The following is a 21,516-nucleotide window of genomic DNA, read 5'->3' as shown; positions in this document are numbered from 1 at the left end:
AAGAGAATTTCAAGCACTCTTTGTTTCAGCATTATTCTCCGGAAAAGACGCCAAAAACTCCTGGCGGGCTTGCTCCAGGGCGGTCATCAGGCGGGTGCGTTGCTCCAGCAGGCTATGCAGCACGGTTGAACGCCTAGAAAACAACGAGAAGAAAATCCAGTTGCGGCGCGCTATTTGGATGCGGTGCCAGTAGTGCAGCACAAAGAAACCGGTCACAGGCAAAGCCACCAAATAAGCCACCAACGCCCAACCCGAAAACCCCAGCCAGGCATGCACTGCCCAACCAATCAGTGCATAGAAGATGGGGAAGGTGAACATGCCAATGGTCATCATGATGGGCGCATAAAACTCAATATCTTTGGTGAGCATGCGGGCAATCTTGGCGGGCAAGAGGTACGGAAGGTAGTTGTGCACCACCCCGAACAGGTAAAAAGGAAACCCAAGGAACAGGTAAAGGATGGTTTGCACGGTGCCCCAGGCCACCTCCCGGCGTTTAGGAATGCGCTTGAAAGCATCGGGGACCAGGCCTACGCTCTCCAGGTGCTGAAGATAGTTTTGCAGCTCGGCGCGCAGGTAATGGATGCGCTCGGGTTGGCGGGCCTCAAAGTATTTAATGCTCTGCAGAATGCCTTTGGTGATAAGGAAACGCTCCTGGGGTTCAGACGGGGCCAGGTCCAGTTCTTTTACCAGTTGGTCCTGGTACACGGCTTCCACCTGGCGGGCAAGGGCGTCTTCTTCGTCGGTTTCGGTGTGGATGACCAGGGACTCCAGGCGAGCCTTTATCTCATCGGTGAGGACGTGCGAGGCTTTGAAGGGGTCATCGGCGTAAGCCGCCTGGAAATCTTTGACGTGGATGGGCTCGCCCACGTTCACAAACACATCGCTGCGGAAACGGGACGGGTCTGAGTAGTTCACGCCCACCGGAATAATGCGCAAACCCAGGTTGAAATCGTGCTGGGCCTCGGCACCCAAGCCAATGCGGGCGGTACCGGTCTTCAGCGGACGCAGGCGGCGCTGCATGAAGCTGTTGCCCTCGGGGAAAACCATGAGCGTGCCGCCTTTGCCCAGAAACTCGTAGCATTTGGCAAAAGTGGCATCATTCTGGGCGGTGCCGCTGTCGCCTACGTCCTCGCGGCGGTACACCGGAATCATGAACAGTCTATGGAAAAGCCACCCCTGGATGCCCGGTTTAAAGAAACTGCTCTTGGCCAGGAAGTAGATGTTCTGCTTCATGAGCGAGGCCGTCACAATAGGGTCCATGAGCGTGTTGGGATGGTTGGAGACCACTATGAGGGGCCCATCAGAGAACAGCAGGTGCCGGTTGTTCACCGTGAAACGCCTGAAGAAAACGCGCAACGCTATCCTGAAAAGGGTCTTAAGCAGAAAGTACAGCATAGGGGCTCTGGATTAGGGAAGAAAGCTACGCATTTTCAAATCTATTTCAGAAAAAGGTCCTTAAAATAGCGCAGCTGCGCCGATATTGCCAATCCTTGGGGCGTTTACGGCCTGTTTTAGGGAAAGTCTGCCTACACCAGGTTTATCCCGAGAACTTTCATTTAGGTGGGCAGAAGGTCACAGAACCAGAAGCCGGTGTCATAGGGTGTCGGCTTCTCCGCGAAGCATTCATCTTCCTGCGTCTGGGAGGCAGGGGCGTAGCTTCTGAACACTACCTCACCCAACTGCACCGGCACCGGCTGGCGGAAATTGGGCCCATCATAGACAAAGGAATGGTACTCACCGTTCTCGCCACAGGAGTCTACGTGGGCGGGCAAATCCCACACGAAAGCCTCATCCAGGTCACGGCCGGCGAAGGAAGCATCCAGGTGCTGGCCGTTCACGCAGACTACTTTGGCCTTGAAACCCGCCCGCCAGAACTCCTCCAGCAAAGTCGTGGGCTGCTCACCCCACAACGGAAAAGCTGCTTCAACCCCCACCTGCGCCAACTGCTCCTCCCGGTACTGCCGCAGATCCTCCAGGTAAATATCCCCGAAGATGCCGTGCGTCACGCCATCGGTTTTGAACTGGGTCCAGGCCTGGGCCATGGCCTGGTTGTAGAGCGGCATACTGGCCCCCTCGGGCAGGTAGAGCGGTTGCCAGGGCAAACCCAAAGCGGCTGCCTGCGCCTGCATGAGTTCCTCGCGCACGCCGTGCATGGTCACGCGTCCGTGGGCCTGGCTTACCGTGGTGAAGAGGGCATGCAGGGAAAAAGTTTGCGCCTGCTGTATCCGGTGCAAAGCCAGGGCGGAGTCTTTGCCGCCGCTCCAGTTAAAGATGGCAAGGGGTTTCATGCTCGTAAGGTACTGCTTCTGACGGGCCGTTTTCAAGGTATTTTGCTAAAAACGGATGGCTCTTGACACAGGGCGCTGGCTATCAACGGACTACGGGCAGACTGCATCGTTCTTTAGGAATAGTGCTAAACAGGTGCAGAAGAATTATGAAAAAGCGACATTCCTTGTTTGGAAATAACTAAATTTGGAGAGCAAGCAGAAAAACTGCTCCCCCTCTAGCTACATGCATACGAACCGAAGATGACAATGACTTTCTTTGAGGAAATAAACAGTGATTTCTCTACCGGGGTGGCCTTTAAGAACGTCAACCTCAAGAAGAAAGTCATTTCTTATTTCGCCAACACGGGGAACGCCACCATTGCCGAGCTGAGCAAGGAACTGAACGTGAGCGTTCCCAAAATCACCAGCCTGCTCAATGACCTCATCCAGGACGGCCTGGTGCAGGACCACGGCAAAGTAGACTCCACGGGCGGCCGCAAACCCAACGTCTATGGCCTGGCACCCGAGTCTGCCTTCTTTCTGGGCATTGACGTGAAAACCTCCCACATCAACATCGGCCTCACCGATTTCCAGAAGAATCTCATCTCAGATTTCGAGAGCTACCCTTATAAGCTGGCCAACGACAAAGAATCACTTGACGAGCTGTGCCACATCATCAACAACTTCATCTCTGAGTTGCCCATTCCTAAGGAGAAGATTCTGGGCATAGGCATTAACCTCTCGGGTCGCATCAACTACGCCAAGGGCTACAACTACAACCTCTTTGATTTCCATGATGCGCCGCTGAGCAAGATCATTGAGAAGGAGATCGGCATTAAGGTGTTCCTGGAGAACGATTCCCGGGCCATGGCTTACGGAGAGTTCTGCTCAGGCGTGGTAGAGAGCGAGAAAGACGTATTGTTCCTGAACCTGGACTACGGCATTGGCATGGGCATGATCCTGAACAACCAGCTGTACTACGGCAAATCTGGCTACTCCGGCGAGTTTGGCCACATTCCGCTGTACCAGAACGAGAAGATGTGCAAGTGCGGCAAGAAAGGCTGCCTGGAAACCGAGGCCTCGGGCTGGGCTCTGATTGAGATGTTCAGGGAAAGCATGCTGGCCGGCGCCTCCACCGTCATTACGCAGAACAACATCCAACCGGAGGACCTGCAACTGGAGGATATCATCACCGCCGCCCACAACGACGATGTGCTGGCCATAGAACTCATCGCTAAGATAGGCGACAAGATAGGCCGCGGCATTGCGCTCCTCATCAACGTCTTCAACCCCGAGTTGGTGGTACTGGGTGGCAGCCTGGCTTCTACCGAGGACTACATCCTGCTGCCCATCAAGAGCGCCATCAAACGCTACTCCCTCAGCCTGGTGAACAATGACACCCAACTCAAAGTCTCCAAACTGGGCGAGAAAGCCGGCGTGATTGGAGCCTGCCTGCTGGTGCGTCATCGGTACCTGGCGCTGGAGCATAATTAAGTTCTATTTAATCGCTCTAATGTCTGAGGCATAAGATCCGCTGGCGCGAGCCTCCGGCTCGTGTCCGCACGCATTTTAAAACACCGTTTTGTCATCCTGAAAGTATCTTGGGAACAAGCGGTAGTCCCGTTTCTTCAACGCCTTTTCAGTTCGCCCACAAGATCTTTCCAAGATGACAAACAAGAGGAGTGCTGTCAATTAGAATGGAGGGGAATGCCTGAACTCTGAAACCAGGAAGCAGAAGAGGATCTGCAATGCGTGCGGACACGAGCGGGACGCTCGCGCCAGCGGGTCCAGAAGGCATGCTTTTGTCAAACAGAAAAGCCTTGTTTCAGCCCTGATTTTGAATAAACAGGGCTAAAACAAGGCTTGTTATCTTTCTGAAGTTCTCTCTTAATTATTACCACGCCGAGGAGGCCCACAGCCACAGGTACTCGGCTACTTTCCAGAGACCCCAAAGCAGCAGCCCGAACAGGATTAGGAAAGCAATGAGCACGCCTATGATGAAACCGGTGCCTTTGCCTTGGTACTTGCCTTCCTGGTAGTGGCGGCGCAGCAGGTTCACGTTTCTCTGGTTTGCCTTGTACCCGAAGTCAAAGAGCCAGCCCACAATGGGGATACTTCCTATCACGGCATCCAGGAAAATATTGAACAGCATTCTTACCACCAGCGCCCGGCTGGCTCCGTGCTTGGCCATGGTCATGACCAGCACCCCAGACATGGCAAAGGAGGAAAGATCGCCTACCACGGGCAATAAACCCATGATGGGGTCTAACCCGAACCGGAATTTGGTGCCCGGCAGCACAAACTGGTTATCCAGTAGCCTGGAGATAGACTCTACCCACTTCAGGCGTTCATCAACGGGTGTAACGGGCGGGGTTGTCTGCATGGTTTTGGGGATTTCTCCTTCATACGCAGAAACAGGCAGTAAGATTAGTTTTAGCTTTGCCGCTGCAGCATGCCCTCCAGCCGGGCCTTTACATCGGGCCACTCGCGGTCAATGACACTGAGAATCACCGAATCGCGCACGCGGCCGTCTGAAGTGACCATGTGGTTGCGCAGAATGCCTTCCTCGCGGGCCCCTATACGGCGCATGGCCTGTCTGGACCGTTCATTGAGCACATCGGTTTTCAGGGTCACCCTAATGCAGCCCAGGTCTTCAAAGGCGTGCCGAAGCAACAGGTACTTGGCCTCGGTATTCACGCCGGTGCGCTGCCAGGCCGGCATCAGCCAGGTCCAGCCAATCTCCAGGCCCTTGTTGGCCACGTCAATGTTCCCGAAACGGGTACTGCCCATGAGTTCGCCAGTGGTGGGATGCTGGTAGACAAATGGAAGGGCCGTGCCCGCTTCCTGGGCTTTGAGGGCAGCCTGCACGTAAGCCGCCATGTCCTCTGGGGTACGCAGTACGTTCAGACTCAAACGCCAAAGGTCTTCCTCCAAACCAACCCGGCACAGTTCCGGGATATCACTTTCCTGCAGAGGCCGGAGTATCACATGCTTGCCTTTGAGGGTAACCGGTGCGGGAGTTTTCATAGCCAGCTTCTTCTGGTGAGTTCTAAAAGCCAAGATAACAGACTTTGGGTAAACCTTCCCCTTTTGCTGCCCAGAAAGTCGCTTTCTTGCCTCCTGCGGTGTCTCCAGGGATAGCTTCTCCTTTTGTCACCTCACCTACTGTCATCTTGGAAAGATCTTGTGAGCAAACTGGAAATGCCTTGGCTTGTACGTCATTACCGTCCTCCCAAAAGATCCTTTCAGGATGACAATAGAAAAGATGCAAACAAAACAGCCCCTAAACGGATTTCCGTTTAGGGGCTGTTTCCAGAAAATAAGGTCAGAATCGCTTAGAGGGCACCTTCAGCGGCGCTTCCGCCTTGCAGGAATGGGTAGCGGTAATCTACCGGCGGTACAAACGTTTCTTTGATGGTACGGGCGCTGGTCCAACGCAAAAGGTTCAGCATGGAACCGGCTTTGTCGTTGGTACCGGAGGCGCGGGAACCGCCAAATGGCTGCTGCCCTACTACGGCACCGGTAGGTTTGTCGTTGATGTAGAAGTTACCGGCCGCGTGGCTCAGTTTCTTCGTGGCAAGCTCAACGGCGTAACGGTCATTGGAGAAAATAGCACCCGTCAATCCGTAAGGAGAGGTTGTATCTACAATCTCCAGAATCTCCTCAAACTTATCGGCATCATAGACGTGCAGCGTGAGTACCGGCCCGAAGAGCTCCTCGCACATGGTTACGTACTGCGGGTCCTGGGCAACAATCAAGGTAGGCTCAATAAAGTAACCCTTGCTCTTGTCATGGTTACCGCCGGCGATGATCTCTACCTGGTCATCGTTCTTGGCGGCATCAATGTACTTGGCCAGTTTATCGAAGGACTTTTCGTCAATCACGGCGTTGATGAAGTTACCGAAGTCCTGCGGATCACCCATTTTCAGGGATTTCAGGTCTTCTACCACGTGCCCCTTCACTTCCTCCCAGATGTTGCTAGGAATGTAGGCACGGGAAGCAGCAGAGCATTTCTGTCCCTGGTACTCAAAAGCGCCACGGGTAATAGCCACGGCCACTTCTTTGGCGTGCGCCGATTTGTGCGCCACGATAAAGTCCTTACCACCGGTCTCCCCCACAATGCGTGGATAACCGCGGTACGAGTTGATGTTCTCGCCAATGGTTTTCCAGATGTTGTTGAACACGCCGGTGCTGCCGGTAAAGTGGATACCCGCGAACTGGCGGTGCTTGAAGATGACATCGCCGGCCTCAGGACCGTCTACGTACACCAGGTTGATCACACCGTCTGGCAAGCCAGCAGCTTTGAACAGCTCCATGATCACGTGGGCCGAGTACACCTGGGTGTTGGCTGGTTTCCATACCACTACGTTACCCATCATGGCCGGAGCGGCGCACAGGTTAGCGGCGATAGAGGTAAAGTTGAACGGCGTTAAGGCGAACACGAAACCTTCCAGCGGACGGTGCTCCAGACGGTTCCACATGCCCGGCATTGACTCCGGCTGCATTTTGTAGATGTCTGTCATGTACTTCACGTTGAACCGGAAGAAGTCAATCATCTCGCAGGCGGCGTCAATCTCGGCCTGGAAGGCGTTCTTGGACTGACCTAGCATGGTGGCGGCGTTCATGCGTGCCCGGAAAGGTCCGGCCAGCAGATCAGCGGCTTTCAGGAAGATGGCGGCACGGCTTTCCCAAGGCATATGGGCCCACTGCTCGCGGGCAGCCAGAGCGGCGTCAATAGCCTGCTGCACATGGCTGGCGTTACCGTAATGGTAATTCCCGATGACACGTTTGTGGTCGTGCGGAGGAGTTACGGGCATTAGGTTGCCGGTGCGCACTTCCTCGCTCCCAATGTACATGGGAATATCCAATTGCTGCTCGCGCAGCGTATTATAGGCATTAAGTAGTTCTTCTCTTTCTTTGCTGCCGGGCGCGTAGCTCTTTACGGGCTCGTTTACCGGGATGGGGACATTAAAAAATCCGTTGGCCATATTGGGTATTGGTTTTTAAATTCAGGTAATGAGATAAGCAAAGGTAGGGGTTTAGAGTAAAAAAGGCTAACCCATGGTAGCCAATGGGTTTATGGGCTTTTTACCCCAACGGTTCCTCTTTCTAACGTTAATTTTCTCTGCAATGGCACCCAAAGACCTATTCTCCACCCAGGCGGGTCTGTACAAGAAGTTCAGGCCCACGTACCCGCCAGAACTCTACCAGCATCTGCGCTCCCTGCTGCAAACGCACGAACTGGCCTGGGACTGCGGCACCGGCAACGGACAGGTAGCCCTGGAACTGGCCAAGTTCTTCACCCATGTACACGCCACCGATATCAGCGAGCAGCAGCTTTCCAAAGCACCCGCCTCAGACCGCATCACCTACCACCTGATGCCAGCAGAGCACACTACCTTCCCGGATAATTCCTTTGACCTGATCACCGTGGGCCAGGCCGTGCATTGGTTTGACTTTGAGAGGTTCTACCAGGAGGTAAACCGGGTAGCCAAGCCAGGTGCTATTCTGGCCCTCTGGGGATACGGCGTGCTTTCCATCTCGCCGGAGGTAGATGCCCTATTCAACCATTTCTACTCAGGCACGGTGGGCCCGTACTGGAATTTCGAGCGGCGTTACGTGGACGAAGCCTATACCACCATTCCGTTCCCCTTTCAGGAAGAACCCGCTTTCACCGGCGCCATCACCGCTCAATGGGCCTTACCTGATTTTGAAGGCTACCTCAATTCCTGGTCCAGTGTGCAGTCCTACATCCGGAAGAATGGCGACAACCCGGTGAATGGCTTTATGGAACAGGTGAAGGAATTGTGGCCTGAAAACGAGACCAAGGAAGTGCGGTTCCCCGTCTTCAGCCGGATAGGAAGGATAAAGAAATAAGCCTGTTTAAAGCCTGATTTCAGAAAACCGGACCTTAAACAGGCTTATGTAATTCTTGTTTTGGTTAATCACGCAGGGCCTGGAGCTTTCGCCTTTTTATTGTTATCACCAACGACCTAACCCGCGCTGAAAACAATAAGGGTAACCACAAGGGATTGCCCCTACAAGTTCTTTCCAAAAGACTCAGAACTCAGGACTGTCTTCTAGACATCAAACAAAAAGAACGGCATGGCAAAGCCGGCTTTCTGCAGGATGGGTTTGGCTACGTTGTAGACCTTTACGCCTTTGGGGGTCTCTCCTTCCAGGGTGCCCACGTGGGCGTGTCCGTGAAAACAGGCCAGCACGTTCTGGCGGTCCAGGGGTTCAGCCAAGCGCGAGCAGCCTAAGAACGGGTGGATGGCCTCGGGCTCCCCTTCCACGGTGGCTTTGATGGGGGCGTAGTGCAGCACGGCAATCTTTTTCACGCCGGGGTACTCGGTATCCAGGCGCGAGAGGCCGGCCTCCAGTTTAAGGGCTTCATCTACGGCTTCCTGCACGAAGGCTTTGTTGCTTAACTCGCCAAACATGGAAAGCATGTACTTGTCAAAACCGCCGCCAAAACCTTTGACGCCCGCAAAACCCACGTTCTTCACTACCACGGCGTCGCCGTCCAGGAAATGCACGTTGTCGCGGACAAGGCAGTTGCGGATGGCATCATGCTCGTCTTTGTCATGGTCGTGGTTTCCCAGCACGCAGACCACCGGAATGGTGCAGGCCCGCATTTCCTCCGCCAGTACCTCGGCCTCCTTCGCGTAGCCATGGTCAGTGAGATCGCCGCATAAGAGCAGGATCTCGGCCTGTTCAGAGGCGGCTTTGAAAAAATCCACCCACTTGCCTTTGTCGGTCTCCCGCACGTGGATATCGCCCACGGCGGCAATCCTTACCGGCTTTTGGGCCTCAGGGGTGGGACTGGGCTGATCAGTGGCTTGGGGCTGTAACGGTTGAACGGGCTGCGGCGCAATGAAGGTCTGCGGTTGTTGTTCCATGCTTGATTTGATTTTAGACGCTAGACATTAGATGTTAGACATCTTGTTTGAGCCATAGAATACGTGCGAAGATTAGCTGATGGTTTAAAACCGCTTTACCTTCTCCCTTTCCTACTGAAAATCAAACATCTATTTTCAAACATCTACTATCTTGTTAAATGGTCATGATGGTCATGGCTTTGAAGCCCCACTCGGTAACGGCCGGGGCGTACTGGGTCTGGTCTATGAGCAAACCGCGGCACACTTTCTCGGTTGGCGGTGGCATGTCAAACTGCTCTTTGGCACGCAGCAACAGCTCATCAAACAGCCAGCGCGGAATGATGTCTCTCTCAGAGGGGTACACGAACTGGAAAGACAGCAACTGCATGAGTACCAGTTGCCAGTGCTGCTCCAGGGTCTGCAGAATACGTTCCCAATCCATGTGCTCGCCGTGGCGCAGAATAAGGTGGTTCAAGTCTGAGCCATCGTAGCGTTCGCGGTTCTGCACGTAGATTTTGCAGCGGAACAAGTCCTCGGCGGAGATGTATTTCACAGGCACGCCAAACTCTGTTCCGTCCGGAGCTCTCCGGAACCAGCCGTCGTTCACGGGCATGTTGTTGCCGGGGTTGTTGAAGATGAAGTCTACGTATTTGCCTTCTTTATAGGCCTTGGCCAGCCAACGGGCATCCACCAGCTCGGTCTTGAAACCCTCGTCATTGAAGATCTTGAGCAAACGCGGACAGTCTCCGGCCTTACAGAATACGTCCATGTCTTTCATGGCACGCTGCATGCCCGTGTACTGTCTGAGGGCAAAACCACCGCCCATTAAGAAAGGCAGTCCGCTTTCGTGAAGCATTTTAAGGGCTTGCGGGTAAAATTCCTGGGCCACCTCTGGGGCCATATCATCCAATTCCATAATATTATCAGTGCTGAAAGGTTCAAAGATGCCTGCCTGTTTAGGCGCTCCGCCCACCGCCCTGCTCACAGGTAGCCAGAAGCCAACCTTATGATAGAAACTGTGGGTATAGCATTTACTGAATCCTTTGAAAAATGTTATCTCCCCAGCGTCACAACTGGCCAGAAAGCGGGAAATCTCTGTTTTTAAGCCTTTTTATAAAAAGCGGCTCCTAAACTTCCCGCTTGCGGTTAGGGCAAGCCTGCGTAAGTTTGGGCTTTAAACCAACGCAGGAACACGTGATGTCTGGAAATAAATTGAAATATACCTTGGTGGCGGTCTTTGCCGCGCTCATGGTCTGGTTTGTCAAGGATGCCTTCACCCAGCCCGGCGTGCAGGACCTCTCCGGCGATTTTGAGGAAGTAGCCATCTACCGGAACGAGAACAACACCGGCCCTATCCAGCGCATCTACGCCGTCACCGTCTCAGACAGCCTCTGGGACCAGATGCAACAGTACGGCGATTTCATGCCCCACACCAAATACGGCAACACCAAAGTCTACTTCTTCCTGGAAGGCCAGCCCGCCCCCAAAGAAGTGTTCCCCGGAGCCCAGAACTTTGACGCCCAGTTCCAGCCGCATTGCCTGGCCAGATACGAGAAAGACGCCATGGGGCAGGTGAGTCTGGTGAAGCGGCCGTTCAGGTAAAGGTTATCAAGACCGACAAATAAATTTAAGCAAGTAAATACTATTCAATCTGTTATATAGGTTTTAATAATATATAAAATATTATATACCTAAGTAATACACCATGAAAACACACATTCTTTTAGCACTATGTGTATTCACCGGCTCAACAATCAGCTTTGCCCAGCAACAACCAGGCACTTTTCAGCTTGGGCTTCTTGCTGGCCCTAACTATAGCCATTTAGGAGAAAGTATCCTTTTTGCTTCCAACCAATTAGAACATAAAGGCAAGATTGCTTTGATTGGAGCCTTTGGCGTTTCTTCAAAGTATCAGTTTGAGAAATTCTATCTTGCAACCAACTTCCTGTTTGAAAATAAAAGATCTGCCACAACCTTTACAAATTACCCTAATAATTTACCAAACGAACCTGCTGAGGAGTTTCTATTCAAAGAAAATCGCCGCTACCTCTCCATCCCAATTCTAATTGGCATAAACCTAAAGGAAACGGGCTTGTTTCTGAATACCGGCCCTAACTTAGGTATACTACTTAAACACACTTACAGAGGCGATGGAGTAAGATATTCTTCGTACTCAGATGCAAAGAACTTAAGCCTTGGTCTTTCCCTGGGTCTCGGATATGCTCGTGCCATCTCATCTCAAATAGGCTTAAGTTGTGAAATGAGGCATAACTTCAATCTACATGACAGCAACAAATCTTTAAGAGATGGTAAAATCAACACTTCCAATCTGCTCTTTGGGATTCATTATTCTTTAGCGGATAAGTAGGTCAATTTTATGTTTCCGGCCTCCTTTCCTTAAAACAGGCCAGAAACATCATACCCTTTGCACTAAACCAAGAACCTTCCTGCCCTGCCCAGATTCGGTTTCGCAATCGGTTTAGAAACCTTTAACTTTGTAGAGCGATGGAGAATTTTGTTGTATCTGCTAGGAAATACCGCCCAACTACGTTCGATAGCGTGGTGGGGCAGCACCATATTACCACTACTTTAAAGAACGCGATCAGCAGTAACCACCTGGCGCAGGCGTTCCTGTTCTGCGGCCCCCGGGGCGTGGGCAAGACCACCTGCGCACGTATTCTGGCCAAGACCATCAACTGCCAGAACATTACGCCGGAGACAGAGGCCTGCAACGTGTGTGATTCCTGCAAAAGCTTCAATAACAACAGCTCATTCAACGTGCACGAGCTGGATGCCGCATCCAACAACTCGGTAGAAGACATTAGAAACCTGGTGGAACAGGTGCGCTATGCGCCGCAGACGGGCAAGTACAAAATCTACATTATAGATGAGGTGCACATGCTCTCTAACTCGGCCTTCAACGCGTTTCTGAAGACCCTGGAGGAGCCGCCGGCCTACGCCATTTTCATTCTGGCTACCACCGAGCGCCACAAAATCATCCCTACCATTCTCTCGCGCTGCCAGATTTTTGACTTCAACCGCATCCGGATTGAGGACATGGTGCAGCACCTGGGCCGCATTGCCCAAAAAGAGGACATCAAAGCCGATGACGATGCCCTGCACCTGATCTCACAGAAAGCCGACGGTGCCCTGCGCGATGCCTTGTCTATCTTTGACCAGATGGTGACCTTCTCGGGTCATCACCTTACTTACAAGGCTACCGTGCAGAACCTGCACATTCTGGACTACGACTATTACTTCCGCCTTACGGAATATCTGCTTACCCAGAACCTGAGCGGTGCCCTGCTGCTTTATGACGAAATCCTGAAAAACGGCTTTGATTCACACAACTTCGTGCTGGGCATTGGCGAGCATTTCCGAAGCTTATTGGTGTGCAAAGACACCGTGACAATACAGTTGCTGCAGGTTTCTGAGAACATAAAGGCCCAATACGCGAAGCAATCGCAGGAGGCGTCTCTGAGTTTCTTGCTTTCTGGCTTGAACCTGGTGGGTAGTTGCGACCAGAACTTCAAAGCGGCTAAGAACCAGCGGTTGCACGTGGAACTGCTGCTCATGAAACTGGCCCACCTGCCGCATGCCTTGCAGCTTGCCTCAGACCTCTCTGTGAACGGAGAGGTCAAAAAAAAAACTAATGGGAATTCCGGCGTAGCTGCGCCAAACGGTTCGGCTCCAGCCGCTGTTCCGGCTAGCCCGGCCCCGGCATCCGCTCCCGTTATTGCCCCATCGGCTCCAGCACCGGCGGCGCCGATTTCAGCCGCTTCCGCGAAAAACGGCTCAGAAACACACCACAACACCGCCCCTGCTGATATGGACGCGGGCGAAGATCCGGTGTTTGGCACCTACCCTAGTCAGGCACCTTCTCCGGTACCTTCCATGGCACCGCCCATGCCCGCACCGGCTCCGGCAGCCCCAGCCCGGCCTATTGCTTCTCCCCTGGCCAGCCGCAAACTATCCAAGCTGCCTAGCCTGAAGAACATTGAGGAGAAAGTAGCAGCCTCGGCGGCACCCGCGGTAGAGGTACTGGAAGAGGAGAACGAGGCTTACGTGCCCGGCTCCCTGCCCACCATCAACCAACACAAACTGCAACAGCTCTGGCAACAGTACGTGGACCGCGTGAAGCACACCGACCGCACCCTGGAGTACACTATCCTGAACCGCGAATGGTATTTTGACGCCGAGAAAGCCGAGGTGCATTTACAAGTGGAGAATGAGGTACAGGTAGCCGAGTTCAACAGCTTCAAACCGGAATTTCTTTTATACCTGCGCCAAGCGTTAGGCCACAACCGCTTGCAGGTGCATATTGACGTGGTACAGCAGGAGAACGCCCGCAAGCTCTACACCTCGCAGGACAAGTACAACTACCTGGCAGATCTATATCCGGCCCTCAAAGACCTAAAAAACCGCCTGGGTCTGGATACCGATTTCTAACTTTCTGCTTTCTTTAAACCTGCGGGGCTACTTATGCGTCTCACAGGTCTGTACCCACTTGTGCCTATGCGCCACCTCCTAGACCGTAAAACCGATTCCTTTTTTGGGCCCCTCAGTTACCTAGGGTACGCCCTGTTGTTAGTTGGCCTGGTCTTAGGCAGCAGCCCCTGGTGGCGCACCGATGCGGTAGACACAATACAGATGCTCTCAGTGGGTGCGCTCCTGCTCCTGCTGGGCGTGCTCTTCAAGTTCACCTACCACGGTTTCCAACTGGATCTCCAGCACCGCCGCGTGCGGGAATACCTGAGCATGTTCGGCCTGAAAACCGGTAAATGGGCGCCCTTGCCAGCATTTCAAAAGGTGCGGCTCACCTCTCACCTCAGAACCGCCGAGGACCATGACCATGATCACGGCCACACGCACGACCATGAACCCGCTGCGCCGGTCCTATGGTACACCATTGGGCTCTACTCCCAATCCCAGGAACCAGACTACGAACTCCGCACCGACAGTGCCGAGGAGGCACAGAAAACCCTCCATCTCCTTTCCAGCCAATTAAACATCCCCGCTGAGAACACCCTCACCTCCCCTACTTCCCGGTTGTGATATCTGCTTCCGGGCTGTTTTCTGCAAAATGGGCTTGAAATGGAACACTGATAACAATTAAGAGGCATGTGAACTCACCCCTACCCCTCCGAGTAGGGGGAATTCCGGGAATGCACCAGCCTCTGCCCCGCCACCATTACCATCTGCGCTAAAGACTTCGCAGCGGCTGGAGGTCCTGCAAATGGCAATTGCAGCTGCTGCCTGTTTGATAAAACCTCAGGTTGCCTTTCAGGGAATCATTGCTTGATGCGGAGGACACGTTGGAGACAAGGCATGCCTTGTCTCTACATTTCAAGGACGATGAGAACGCGTGAATCAGCAGGTGTAAACATCCTCACTCCCTCCTTCGAAGGAGGAATCTTTGACAATTATAAAATTAGATAAAGGCATAGAGCGGCAGGCAAGCAGGAAAAGTGTGCTTTTGAGGCTAACGCCTCACGGCCTTGCAAACTGCCGGTCATGGTGGGTCCAAGTCATAGACTTGAACCATGTCATAAATAGAAGACCTCACAGGTTTTCAAAACCTGTGAGTTTGGGGCGTTCCTGCAAACGTATTTCCTTTTCCAGCCTTTCGGTGGAGCGCCTTGTCAGGTTCCGGTGCCGAAGGCATTGCGACTGAAAGGAGCAAAGGAAGCTGGCGCAGCGCGAGGCCGGAAGGCGGGGCCTCGCGGCCGTGAGCGCTCGGAGCCCTGCCATGCAACAACCCAGCCCATGCACCCACGCAAACACCAGCGCCACGCCAGCTATTGCAGACTACGTGTACACAAGAAAAAGCATTTAACGGCAAAGCAGATGGCCACAAAAGAAAACTGCTTTATCTGTACTTCTCCTGTAAATCAAAGCGTTATAAAGAATATCATAAACTCCCCCGGTTTTCCTATATTTGACTACTATCTATCAGATAAATTCCACCTGACGTGAAAAAAAGATTTATTGCTTTTTCCCTCATGGGAGCCATGCTGTTTGCCCAGTGCAAGACCAGTACGCCAACCCAAACCACCGCCATGGTCACCGAAACTCCGGCAGCGGAGGCCAAGAAAGAGTTCACCTACACCACCGTTCCCAATGATCCGCTGAAAGCACGCATCTACAAACTGGACAACGGCCTCACGGTGTACCTGACCAAGTACGACAATGCACCCCGTATCCAGACCTACATCGCGGTACGCGCGGGCAGCAAGAACGATCCTGCCAACGCCACCGGTTTGGCGCACTACCTGGAGCACATGGCCTTCAAAGGATCCACCCGCTTAGGAACCATCAATTGGGAAAAGGAGAAAGAGGAACTGGCCAAGATTGAGGCGCTGTATGAGCAGTACCGCACCCAGAAAGACCCTGCCCTGCGCAAGAAGACCTACCACCAGATAGACTCCATCTCGGGCGTGGCGGCCAAATACGCCGTGCCGAACGAGTACGACAAACTGGTAGCGGCTATGGGCATGAAGAACTCCAACGCCAGCACCTGGGTGGAGCAGACCATTTATTACGGCGACATCCCCAGCAACCAGGTAGACAAATGGGCCATGCTGGAGTCTGAGCGCCTGGGCGTGATGATCCCGCGTTTGTTCCACACCGAGTTGGAGGCCGTGTACGAGGAGAAAAACCGCTCACTGGACTCTGACAACAACAAGGCGTTTGAGGCGGCGTTTGCTGCTTTGTTCCCAACGCACCAGTATGGCGCCCAGACCACCATCGGGACGGTGGAGCACCTGAAAAACCCTTCCATCACCGAGATCAAGAAGTATTTCGATACCTACTACGTGCCCAACAACATGGCCATTGCCATGAGCGGCGACCTGGACTTTGATCAGACCATCAGGACAATCAATGAGCACTTCGGGAGATGGCAGCAGAAAGCCGACCCGACCTACACCCCGCCGCAGGAGAAGCCGATCACCGCTCCCGTGGTAAAGGAAATTCTGGGTCCGGAGGCCGAGAGCCTACTGCTGGCGTACCGTTTTCCGGGCATCAAATCAAAGGACGCCATCGTGTTGCGCATGATCAACCAGATTCTGAGCAACGGTCAGGCTGGTCTCATTGATTTGAACATCAACCAGAAGCAGGCCGCGTTGGGCGCTGGTTCTTTCGCCGAGGTCTACAATGATTACAGCGCGCACTTTCTGAGTGCCAATCCGCGCCAAGGGCAAACGCTGGACCAGGTGAAGAACCTGTTGCTGCAGCAGATTGAGCTGGTGAAGAAAGGACAGTTTGAGGATTGGTTGATTCCGGCCATCGTGAACAAGAACAAGATCAGCAAGATGCAGGCCTACGAGAGCAACGCGGCCCGCGCCACCGCTTTTGTGGATGCCTTCATCGCCCGCCAGGACTGGGCCGATTACCTGAAGCAGGAAGAGAATTTTGAGAAGATCACGAAGCAGGATGTGATGGACGTGGCCAACCGCTACTACGGAAACAACTACGCCGTGATTTACAAGCGCACTGGCCAGGACCCCAATGCCCAGAAAGTGGAGAAACCCACCATCACGCCGGTGCCCGCCAACCGCGAGGCGCAGTCTGAGTTCTACAAGCAGGTGGCCAGCCGCACCGTGTCTGACTTGCAGCCCCAGTTTGTGGACTACAAGAAAGACATCCAGGAAGGCACTTTGAAAAGCAATATCCCGGTGTACTACACCAAAAACCAGGAAAACGGCCTGTTCAACCTGTTCTACATCCTGGACATGGGCACGAACAACGACCTGAAACTGGGTCTGGCCGTGGATTACCTGCAGTACCTGGGCACCGACAAATACACCGCCGAGGAACTGCAGAAAGAGTTCTTCAAGATCGGTTGCTCGTTTGGCGTTTCCTCGGGCCAGGACCAGGTGTATGTTTCCCTCACCGGTCTGGACGCGAACCTGGAGAAAGGCCTGCAGTTGTTTGAAAGCCTCCTTCAGAACCCCAAAGCTGATCCTAAGGCTTTGAGCGACATGGTGGCCGGTATCCTGAAAGACCGCAAAGACGCGAAGTTGGACAAGAACACCATCCACAGTGTGGCCATGGTGAACTACGCCAAGTATGGCCCTAAGAACCCGTTCACACATATTCTAAGCGAGCAGGAGCTGAAGAAAGTGAAGCCCGCCGAGCTGATCTCCCGCATCAAGAGCATCCCTACCTACCAGCACCGCGTGCTGTACTATGGCCCGAGAGAGCTGCAGGCCATTACCGCTACCTTGAACACCGGCCACATTGTACCGGCTACCCTGAAACCGGTTCCTGCGGAGAATGCCTTCAAGGAACTGGAGATCAAAGACCGTAAGGTGTACTGGACCAATTATGACATGGTGCAGGCCGAGCTGCTGTTTTTGACCAAGTCTTTGAACTACGATCCCAAACTGGTGCCTACCATTAGGCTGTACAATGAGTACTTTGACGGCGGCATGGGCGCGATTGTGTTCCAGGAGTTGCGCGAGTCCCGCGCCTTGGCGTACTCGGCCAGCTCAAGGTTTGCCAACGCCAGCCGCAAAGACCGCGCAAACTACATCATGTCATACATCGGGACACAATCTGATAAACTGCCCGAGGCCATGGCCGGTATGCAGGAACTCCTGAACGATCTGCCCCTGGCCGAGACCAACTTCACCAACGCCAAAGCCTCGGTGCGCAACAGCATCGCGACGGAGCGCATCAATAAGGTGGGCATTCTCATGAACTACGAGCAGGCCCGTAAACTGGGCGTGGACCATGACCTTCGCCGCGACATCTACGAGAGCCTGGATGCCCTCACCCTGGACCAGATCAAAGCGTTCCAGCAGCAGTTTGTGAAAGGCCAGAACCAGACCATTCTGGTCATCGGGTCAAAAGATCGACTCAACTTCAAGGAACTGGCTAAATACGGCACTGTGAAGCAGTTGACCTTGAAAGAGCTGTTTGGGTACTAGCTCTTAGTGATTAGTCGCTAGTTATTAGTGATTAGAATTTGGAAGGGGCGGCCGTTGGTCGCTCCTTCTTTGTTTTTGGGCTTTTTTCACCAAAACGGCCCAAAACTGAGTTAGTAATCCGCAGGAAAATTAAGCGGATACTCCTCCATATCCAGTTGTACTTTTCTTTCCTGAGCAGCAGCATTCTGAAAAAGAACAACCCTCGGGCAACCGACGACTTTTATATAGCATCTACAAGATATTAACCTTCTGCCGGGGCTTTATATAGAGCCGGTTGACCTACAACTTATCTAAACAACTAATTCTATGATGCTCAAAAGAACCTTGCTGCTGCTGTTTTTCCTAGGGAATAGGGCGCTGGCCCAGGCACAGCAAACCCAGATGGTGAATGTAGGGAACCACTCCCTGGAAATGGTACAGGCCGGCGCGGGAGAGTACACCGTCATTTTTGAATCGGGCTTTGGGACAGCGTATAAAGTATGGGGCAACGTAGCCGCTGAGGTGATGCAAACCAACCGGGTGCAGCTGTACTCCAGGGCCGGAACCGGCAACTCGGAACCTAACCCCAATCCGCATACCCTGGAACAGGCGGTGAAGGACCTGGAAACCCTGGTGGAAAAGGCCAATCTCAAAGCGCCCTTCATTCTGGTAGGTCATTCCTACGGAGCCTTCATTATTCGCGCTTTCGCAGCAAAGCACCCGGACAAAGTGAAGGGGTTTGTATTTGTGGACCCTGCCCACGAGAAAATGATGCAGGAACTGAAAAAAGCAGACTATGCCAAAGCGATAAAAGACATGGAACTGCAGAACAGCTTCGTGCCTGCTAAGTTCAAGCAGGAGAACGAAGCCATCAACCAGATTTTTGAGAAAGCCGAATTGCCCCATTTCGGGAAGCTGCCCCAGGTGCCGGCCGTGGTGCTGACTTCGGTTCAGAAACGTGCCAACCCTGAGTTGTTCCTGCACGAGCCGAAGGGCGTGGAAGTATGGCGGAATCTGCACAACGCGTTCTTCAGTCAGTTTACCAGTGGCGCGCATGTCATCACCTCCAGAAGCGGCCACAACATACACCGCGAGGAGCCGGAGCTGGTAGTGAACGCAATCAATCAGGTGGTGCAGGCCGCCACCAAGGAGAAACAGCGGCAGGAACACGAAGCGAAAATGGCGGCCCTGGAAGCGAGCATGAAACAAGCGGCTGTTCTCCTGAAACAACGCAAAGCACCGAAGGCCGAGGCGGTGGTGTTTGAGGCGCTGAAGAACTCCGGGTTCAAGGAACCCATGATCAACACCATTGCCTACCAGCAGCTCAATAGTCCAGACCACATGGCTCTGGCCCTGCTGACGTTCAAATACAACACGGTCCAGTACCCACAATCGGCCAACGCATTTGACAGTTACGGGGAAGCCTTACTCAAGCAGGGAAACCTCAAGCTGGCGGAACAACAGTTCCAGAAAGCCATTGCACTTGCCACCGCCACCAACGATTCCTCCACGCTCAGAAACAGCAAGAACAACCTGGAGAAAATCAACCAGCTGAAACAGGCTAAATGATGGAAGGTGCCTTGGCCCGGGCAAACCTTGTTTTGGGAAGATAGTGCCCTTTCATCTTGCCGGATGACGTCGTTGCAGTGCAACGACGCTACTTTTGCTGTAGCCACGTTACACCGTAATTTCGGACGCATTCCATCAGAAAACGAAGTTGGAGCGATCAGTAGTCTCTCCTTTTTCGTTTTGGGGCTGTTTTCATCAAAACAGCCCCAAAACAGGAACTTGTTTCATAAAGCAAGAAGCTAACAGCGAAACATACCAGTAATTATATATAGCCTTTTCTTGCGTGTGATCGGTAAGATCAGCTTACTTTTGAATATCAATCCTTAAAATTTCAACCCCTGTTCCTTTACTTCCTCCACCTCTCATGAGAGTATTCCTTTCCATTTTACTTCTACTCCCTGCGCTTTGCTTTGGCCAGGCGGCCAGGCAGAACGACAACCAAATCACCATCGGCACTAAAGAAACTATTCATTCGGCTATTCTAAAAGAGGACCGACACTTGTGGGTGTATGTGCCTAAATCTGGCGATGGCGCGAAAACACGATACCCGGTGATGTACCTGTTAGACGGAGAGGCTTTTTTTACGTCCATGGCCGGTACGGTGGACTATCTGAGCGGACAAGGCAAGATGCCTGAAATGATCATAGTAGGCATTGAAAACACAGGCCGGGTGAGGGACCTAACGCCCACCCATTATCCTTTTTGGGCCAGTGGAGAGCCTGCCAATGACCTGAAATCCTCGGGTGGCGGGCCCAACTTCATGGCCTTTCTGGAGAAGGAAGTAATGCCCTACATTGAGAAACGCTACCAAACCCAGCCGTACCGTATGTTTGTAGGTCATTCTTTGGGTGGCTTGACCGTCTTGCAGGCCCTGGTGCATCAACCAGCCTTGTTTACTTCTTACGTGGCCATTGATCCTAGCATCTGGTGGGACAAGCAACTCATCATGAAACAGGCTGAGAAAGCCCTCACTCAAAAAGACTACGCCACCGAAAGCCTATTTTATGCGGTTGCCAACACCATGGAGAAGGGAATGGATACCGTGCGGGTGGTGCAGGACAAAACCCAAGACAATCATAATGTGAGAAATCACCTGCTTTTCAGAGAGACGCTCAGAAAAAGCAAGAACCTGGCCTGGGCCTGGAAATATTACCCAGAAGACAACCATGGCTCGGTACCGTTCCCAGCGCAATATGACGCCCTGCGGTATTTCTTTAAAAAATATGAGCTAGATAAGGACTTAAAAGATTCTACCGTCACCGTAGACTACCTCAAAAATCATTTCCGTACCGTGTCTGCCCTACTACAGTACCAGGTGCTGCCCTCAGCGGGGACGGTGAACGCGCTGGGCTACATTGCCCTGGGTAACAAGCAGTATGCAAGGGCCTACCAGTTCTTCAAGCTGAACCTGGACAATTACCCCGCAGACGGTAACCTGCATGACTCTATGGGCGACTATTACGTGGCCATAGGGGATAAGAAGAAAGCCATGGAAGCATTCAGGAAGGCCCTGTCTCTGGAGGAGGTAGCAGAAACCCGTAGGAAGTTAAAAAGCCTGGAAGCCGGTCGGTAAGGTTGGGGCACAAAGCTTGGTTAATAAAAGAGGGAGCGGCCACTAGTCGCTCCCTTTTCGTTTTGGGGCTGTTTTTGAGAAAACAGGACTAAAACGCTGGTGCAGATCTTCTTAGGAAGAAATGGGATTTATACTTGATTGTCTTTTTCAGGGGAACATCAAGGCACCAGGATCGTTAGACCTAATTCGTATTTACTTTTTAGCGCGGCAGGTACTCCGTTAGGGGCAGTGGTTTATTGTACCATACCAACCTGCTGCGGATGGCTTAACTTATGTTTACCTACCTTTAAACTACAAACCGGTTATTGTGCTTT

16 protein-coding genes are annotated in these 21,516 nt (G+C 52.9%); 9 read left to right on the top strand and 7 right to left on the bottom strand.

Translation table 11 applies throughout. The features are described from left to right. Positions 1 to 9: 9 nt before the first annotated feature. Positions 10 to 1,395 carry a lysophospholipid acyltransferase family protein gene (locus J3P35_RS05750; RefSeq protein WP_210463391.1) on the bottom strand — a complete coding sequence of 462 codons (1,386 nt, stop codon included), beginning with the start codon at positions 1,393 to 1,395 and terminating at the stop codon, positions 10 to 12. A gap of 161 nt (positions 1,396 to 1,556) precedes the next feature. Next, the gene (locus tag J3P35_RS05745; RefSeq protein WP_210463390.1) at positions 1,557 to 2,288 is read right to left on the bottom strand and encodes an adenine nucleotide alpha hydrolase; all 732 of its coding nucleotides are present in this window, start codon (positions 2,286 to 2,288) and stop codon (positions 1,557 to 1,559) included. Positions 2,289 to 2,528: 240 nt separating this feature from the next. Between J3P35_RS05745 and J3P35_RS05740 the strand changes: the two genes are divergently transcribed. Next, positions 2,529 to 3,761 carry an ROK family transcriptional regulator gene (locus J3P35_RS05740; RefSeq protein WP_246849986.1) on the top strand — a complete coding sequence of 411 codons (1,233 nt, stop codon included), beginning with the start codon at positions 2,529 to 2,531 and terminating at the stop codon, positions 3,759 to 3,761. Between the two features lie 400 nt (positions 3,762 to 4,161). Here J3P35_RS05740 and J3P35_RS05735 read toward each other — a convergent pair whose 3' ends face one another. From J3P35_RS05735 to pruA, 3 genes are all read right to left on the bottom strand, one after another. Next, positions 4,162 to 4,650 carry a DUF4112 domain-containing protein gene (locus J3P35_RS05735; RefSeq protein ID WP_210463389.1) on the bottom strand — a complete coding sequence of 163 codons (489 nt, stop codon included), beginning with the start codon at positions 4,648 to 4,650 and terminating at the stop codon, positions 4,162 to 4,164. Positions 4,651 to 4,700: 50 nt separating this feature from the next. Beyond that, positions 4,701 to 5,294, bottom strand: coding sequence for a GNAT family N-acetyltransferase (locus tag J3P35_RS05730; RefSeq protein WP_210463388.1), 594 nt, complete (start codon positions 5,292 to 5,294; stop codon positions 4,701 to 4,703). Between the two features lie 308 nt (positions 5,295 to 5,602). Continuing rightward, positions 5,603 to 7,255 (bottom strand): L-glutamate gamma-semialdehyde dehydrogenase, encoded by a 1,653-nt coding sequence (gene pruA, locus J3P35_RS05725; protein ID WP_210463387.1) that lies wholly within the window; start codon positions 7,253 to 7,255, stop codon positions 5,603 to 5,605. A 142-nt stretch (positions 7,256 to 7,397) separates the two neighbouring features. On the opposite strand from pruA, the gene J3P35_RS05720 reads away from it, so the two are divergent. Beyond that, positions 7,398 to 8,144, top strand: coding sequence for a class I SAM-dependent methyltransferase (locus tag J3P35_RS05720; protein WP_210463386.1), 747 nt, complete (start codon positions 7,398 to 7,400; stop codon positions 8,142 to 8,144). 203 nt (positions 8,145 to 8,347) lie between these two features. Here the strand turns inward: J3P35_RS05720 and J3P35_RS05715 are convergent, their stop codons facing one another. Beyond that, positions 8,348 to 9,169 (bottom strand): metallophosphoesterase family protein, encoded by an 822-nt coding sequence (locus J3P35_RS05715; protein ID WP_210463385.1) that lies wholly within the window; start codon positions 9,167 to 9,169, stop codon positions 8,348 to 8,350. A 154-nt stretch (positions 9,170 to 9,323) separates the two neighbouring features. Further along, the gene (locus J3P35_RS05710; RefSeq protein ID WP_210463384.1) at positions 9,324 to 10,064 is read right to left on the bottom strand and encodes a nucleotidyltransferase; all 741 of its coding nucleotides are present in this window, start codon (positions 10,062 to 10,064) and stop codon (positions 9,324 to 9,326) included. Positions 10,065 to 10,315: 251 nt separating this feature from the next. On the opposite strand from J3P35_RS05710, the gene J3P35_RS05705 reads away from it, so the two are divergent. From J3P35_RS05705 to J3P35_RS05675, 7 genes are all read left to right on the top strand, one after another. Further along, positions 10,316 to 10,750: a hypothetical protein gene (locus J3P35_RS05705; RefSeq protein WP_317195358.1), complete on the top strand. Its 435-nt coding sequence runs from the start codon at positions 10,316 to 10,318 to the stop codon at positions 10,748 to 10,750. Between the two features lie 103 nt (positions 10,751 to 10,853). Continuing rightward, on the top strand, positions 10,854 to 11,516 hold the full coding sequence (locus J3P35_RS05700; protein WP_210463383.1) for an outer membrane beta-barrel protein: 663 nt from the start codon (positions 10,854 to 10,856) through the stop codon (positions 11,514 to 11,516). A 137-nt stretch (positions 11,517 to 11,653) separates the two neighbouring features. Then, positions 11,654 to 13,597 carry a DNA polymerase III subunit gamma/tau gene (locus tag J3P35_RS05695; protein ID WP_210463382.1) on the top strand — a complete coding sequence of 648 codons (1,944 nt, stop codon included), beginning with the start codon at positions 11,654 to 11,656 and terminating at the stop codon, positions 13,595 to 13,597. Positions 13,598 to 13,663: 66 nt separating this feature from the next. Continuing rightward, complete coding sequence (locus J3P35_RS05690; protein WP_210463381.1) at positions 13,664 to 14,203, top strand: hypothetical protein; 540 nt, start codon at positions 13,664 to 13,666, stop codon at positions 14,201 to 14,203. Positions 14,204 to 15,120: 917 nt separating this feature from the next. Continuing rightward, entirely contained in the window at positions 15,121 to 18,081 is a 2,961-nt protein-coding gene (locus J3P35_RS05685; protein WP_317195357.1) for a M16 family metallopeptidase, read from the top strand. A gap of 306 nt (positions 18,082 to 18,387) precedes the next feature. After that, positions 18,388 to 19,629 (top strand): alpha/beta fold hydrolase, encoded by a 1,242-nt coding sequence (locus J3P35_RS05680; RefSeq protein WP_210463380.1) that lies wholly within the window; start codon positions 18,388 to 18,390, stop codon positions 19,627 to 19,629. Positions 19,630 to 19,993: 364 nt separating this feature from the next. Beyond that, entirely contained in the window at positions 19,994 to 21,202 is a 1,209-nt protein-coding gene (locus J3P35_RS05675; protein WP_210463379.1) for an alpha/beta hydrolase-fold protein, read from the top strand. Positions 21,203 to 21,516: the final 314 nt, after the last annotated feature.

The sequence above is a fragment of the Rufibacter roseolus genome (genome assembly GCF_017916365.1).
Classification (GTDB): domain Bacteria; phylum Bacteroidota; class Bacteroidia; order Cytophagales; family Hymenobacteraceae; genus Nibribacter; species Nibribacter roseolus.
This window is presented reverse-complemented; position numbering and strand designations above follow the sequence as displayed.

Bases quoted from the DNA above. Each gene is read 5' to 3' on its own strand.
- J3P35_RS05740 (WP_246849986.1), top strand. From the start codon at position 2,529: ATGACAATGACTTTCTTTGAGGAAATAAACAGTGATTTCTCTACCGGG.
- J3P35_RS05680 (WP_210463380.1), top strand. From the start codon at position 18,388: ATGATGCTCAAAAGAACCTTGCTGCTGCTGTTTTTCCTAGGGAATAGG.
- J3P35_RS05690 (WP_210463381.1), top strand. From the start codon at position 13,664: ATGCGCCACCTCCTAGACCGTAAAACCGATTCCTTTTTTGGGCCCCTC.
- J3P35_RS05695 (WP_210463382.1), top strand. From the start codon at position 11,654: ATGGAGAATTTTGTTGTATCTGCTAGGAAATACCGCCCAACTACGTTC.
- J3P35_RS05745 (WP_210463390.1), bottom strand. From the start codon at position 2,288: ATGAAACCCCTTGCCATCTTTAACTGGAGCGGCGGCAAAGACTCCGCC.
- J3P35_RS05730 (WP_210463388.1), bottom strand. From the start codon at position 5,294: ATGAAAACTCCCGCACCGGTTACCCTCAAAGGCAAGCATGTGATACTC.
- J3P35_RS05700 (WP_210463383.1), top strand. From the start codon at position 10,854: ATGAAAACACACATTCTTTTAGCACTATGTGTATTCACCGGCTCAACA.
- J3P35_RS05750 (WP_210463391.1), bottom strand. From the start codon at position 1,395: ATGCTGTACTTTCTGCTTAAGACCCTTTTCAGGATAGCGTTGCGCGTT.
- J3P35_RS05735 (WP_210463389.1), bottom strand. From the start codon at position 4,650: ATGCAGACAACCCCGCCCGTTACACCCGTTGATGAACGCCTGAAGTGG.
- J3P35_RS05675 (WP_210463379.1), top strand. From the start codon at position 19,994: ATGAGAGTATTCCTTTCCATTTTACTTCTACTCCCTGCGCTTTGCTTT.
- J3P35_RS05720 (WP_210463386.1), top strand. From the start codon at position 7,398: ATGGCACCCAAAGACCTATTCTCCACCCAGGCGGGTCTGTACAAGAAG.
- pruA (WP_210463387.1), bottom strand. From the start codon at position 7,255: ATGGCCAACGGATTTTTTAATGTCCCCATCCCGGTAAACGAGCCCGTA.
- J3P35_RS05715 (WP_210463385.1), bottom strand. From the start codon at position 9,169: ATGGAACAACAACCGCAGACCTTCATTGCGCCGCAGCCCGTTCAACCG.
- J3P35_RS05710 (WP_210463384.1), bottom strand. From the start codon at position 10,064: ATGGAATTGGATGATATGGCCCCAGAGGTGGCCCAGGAATTTTACCCG.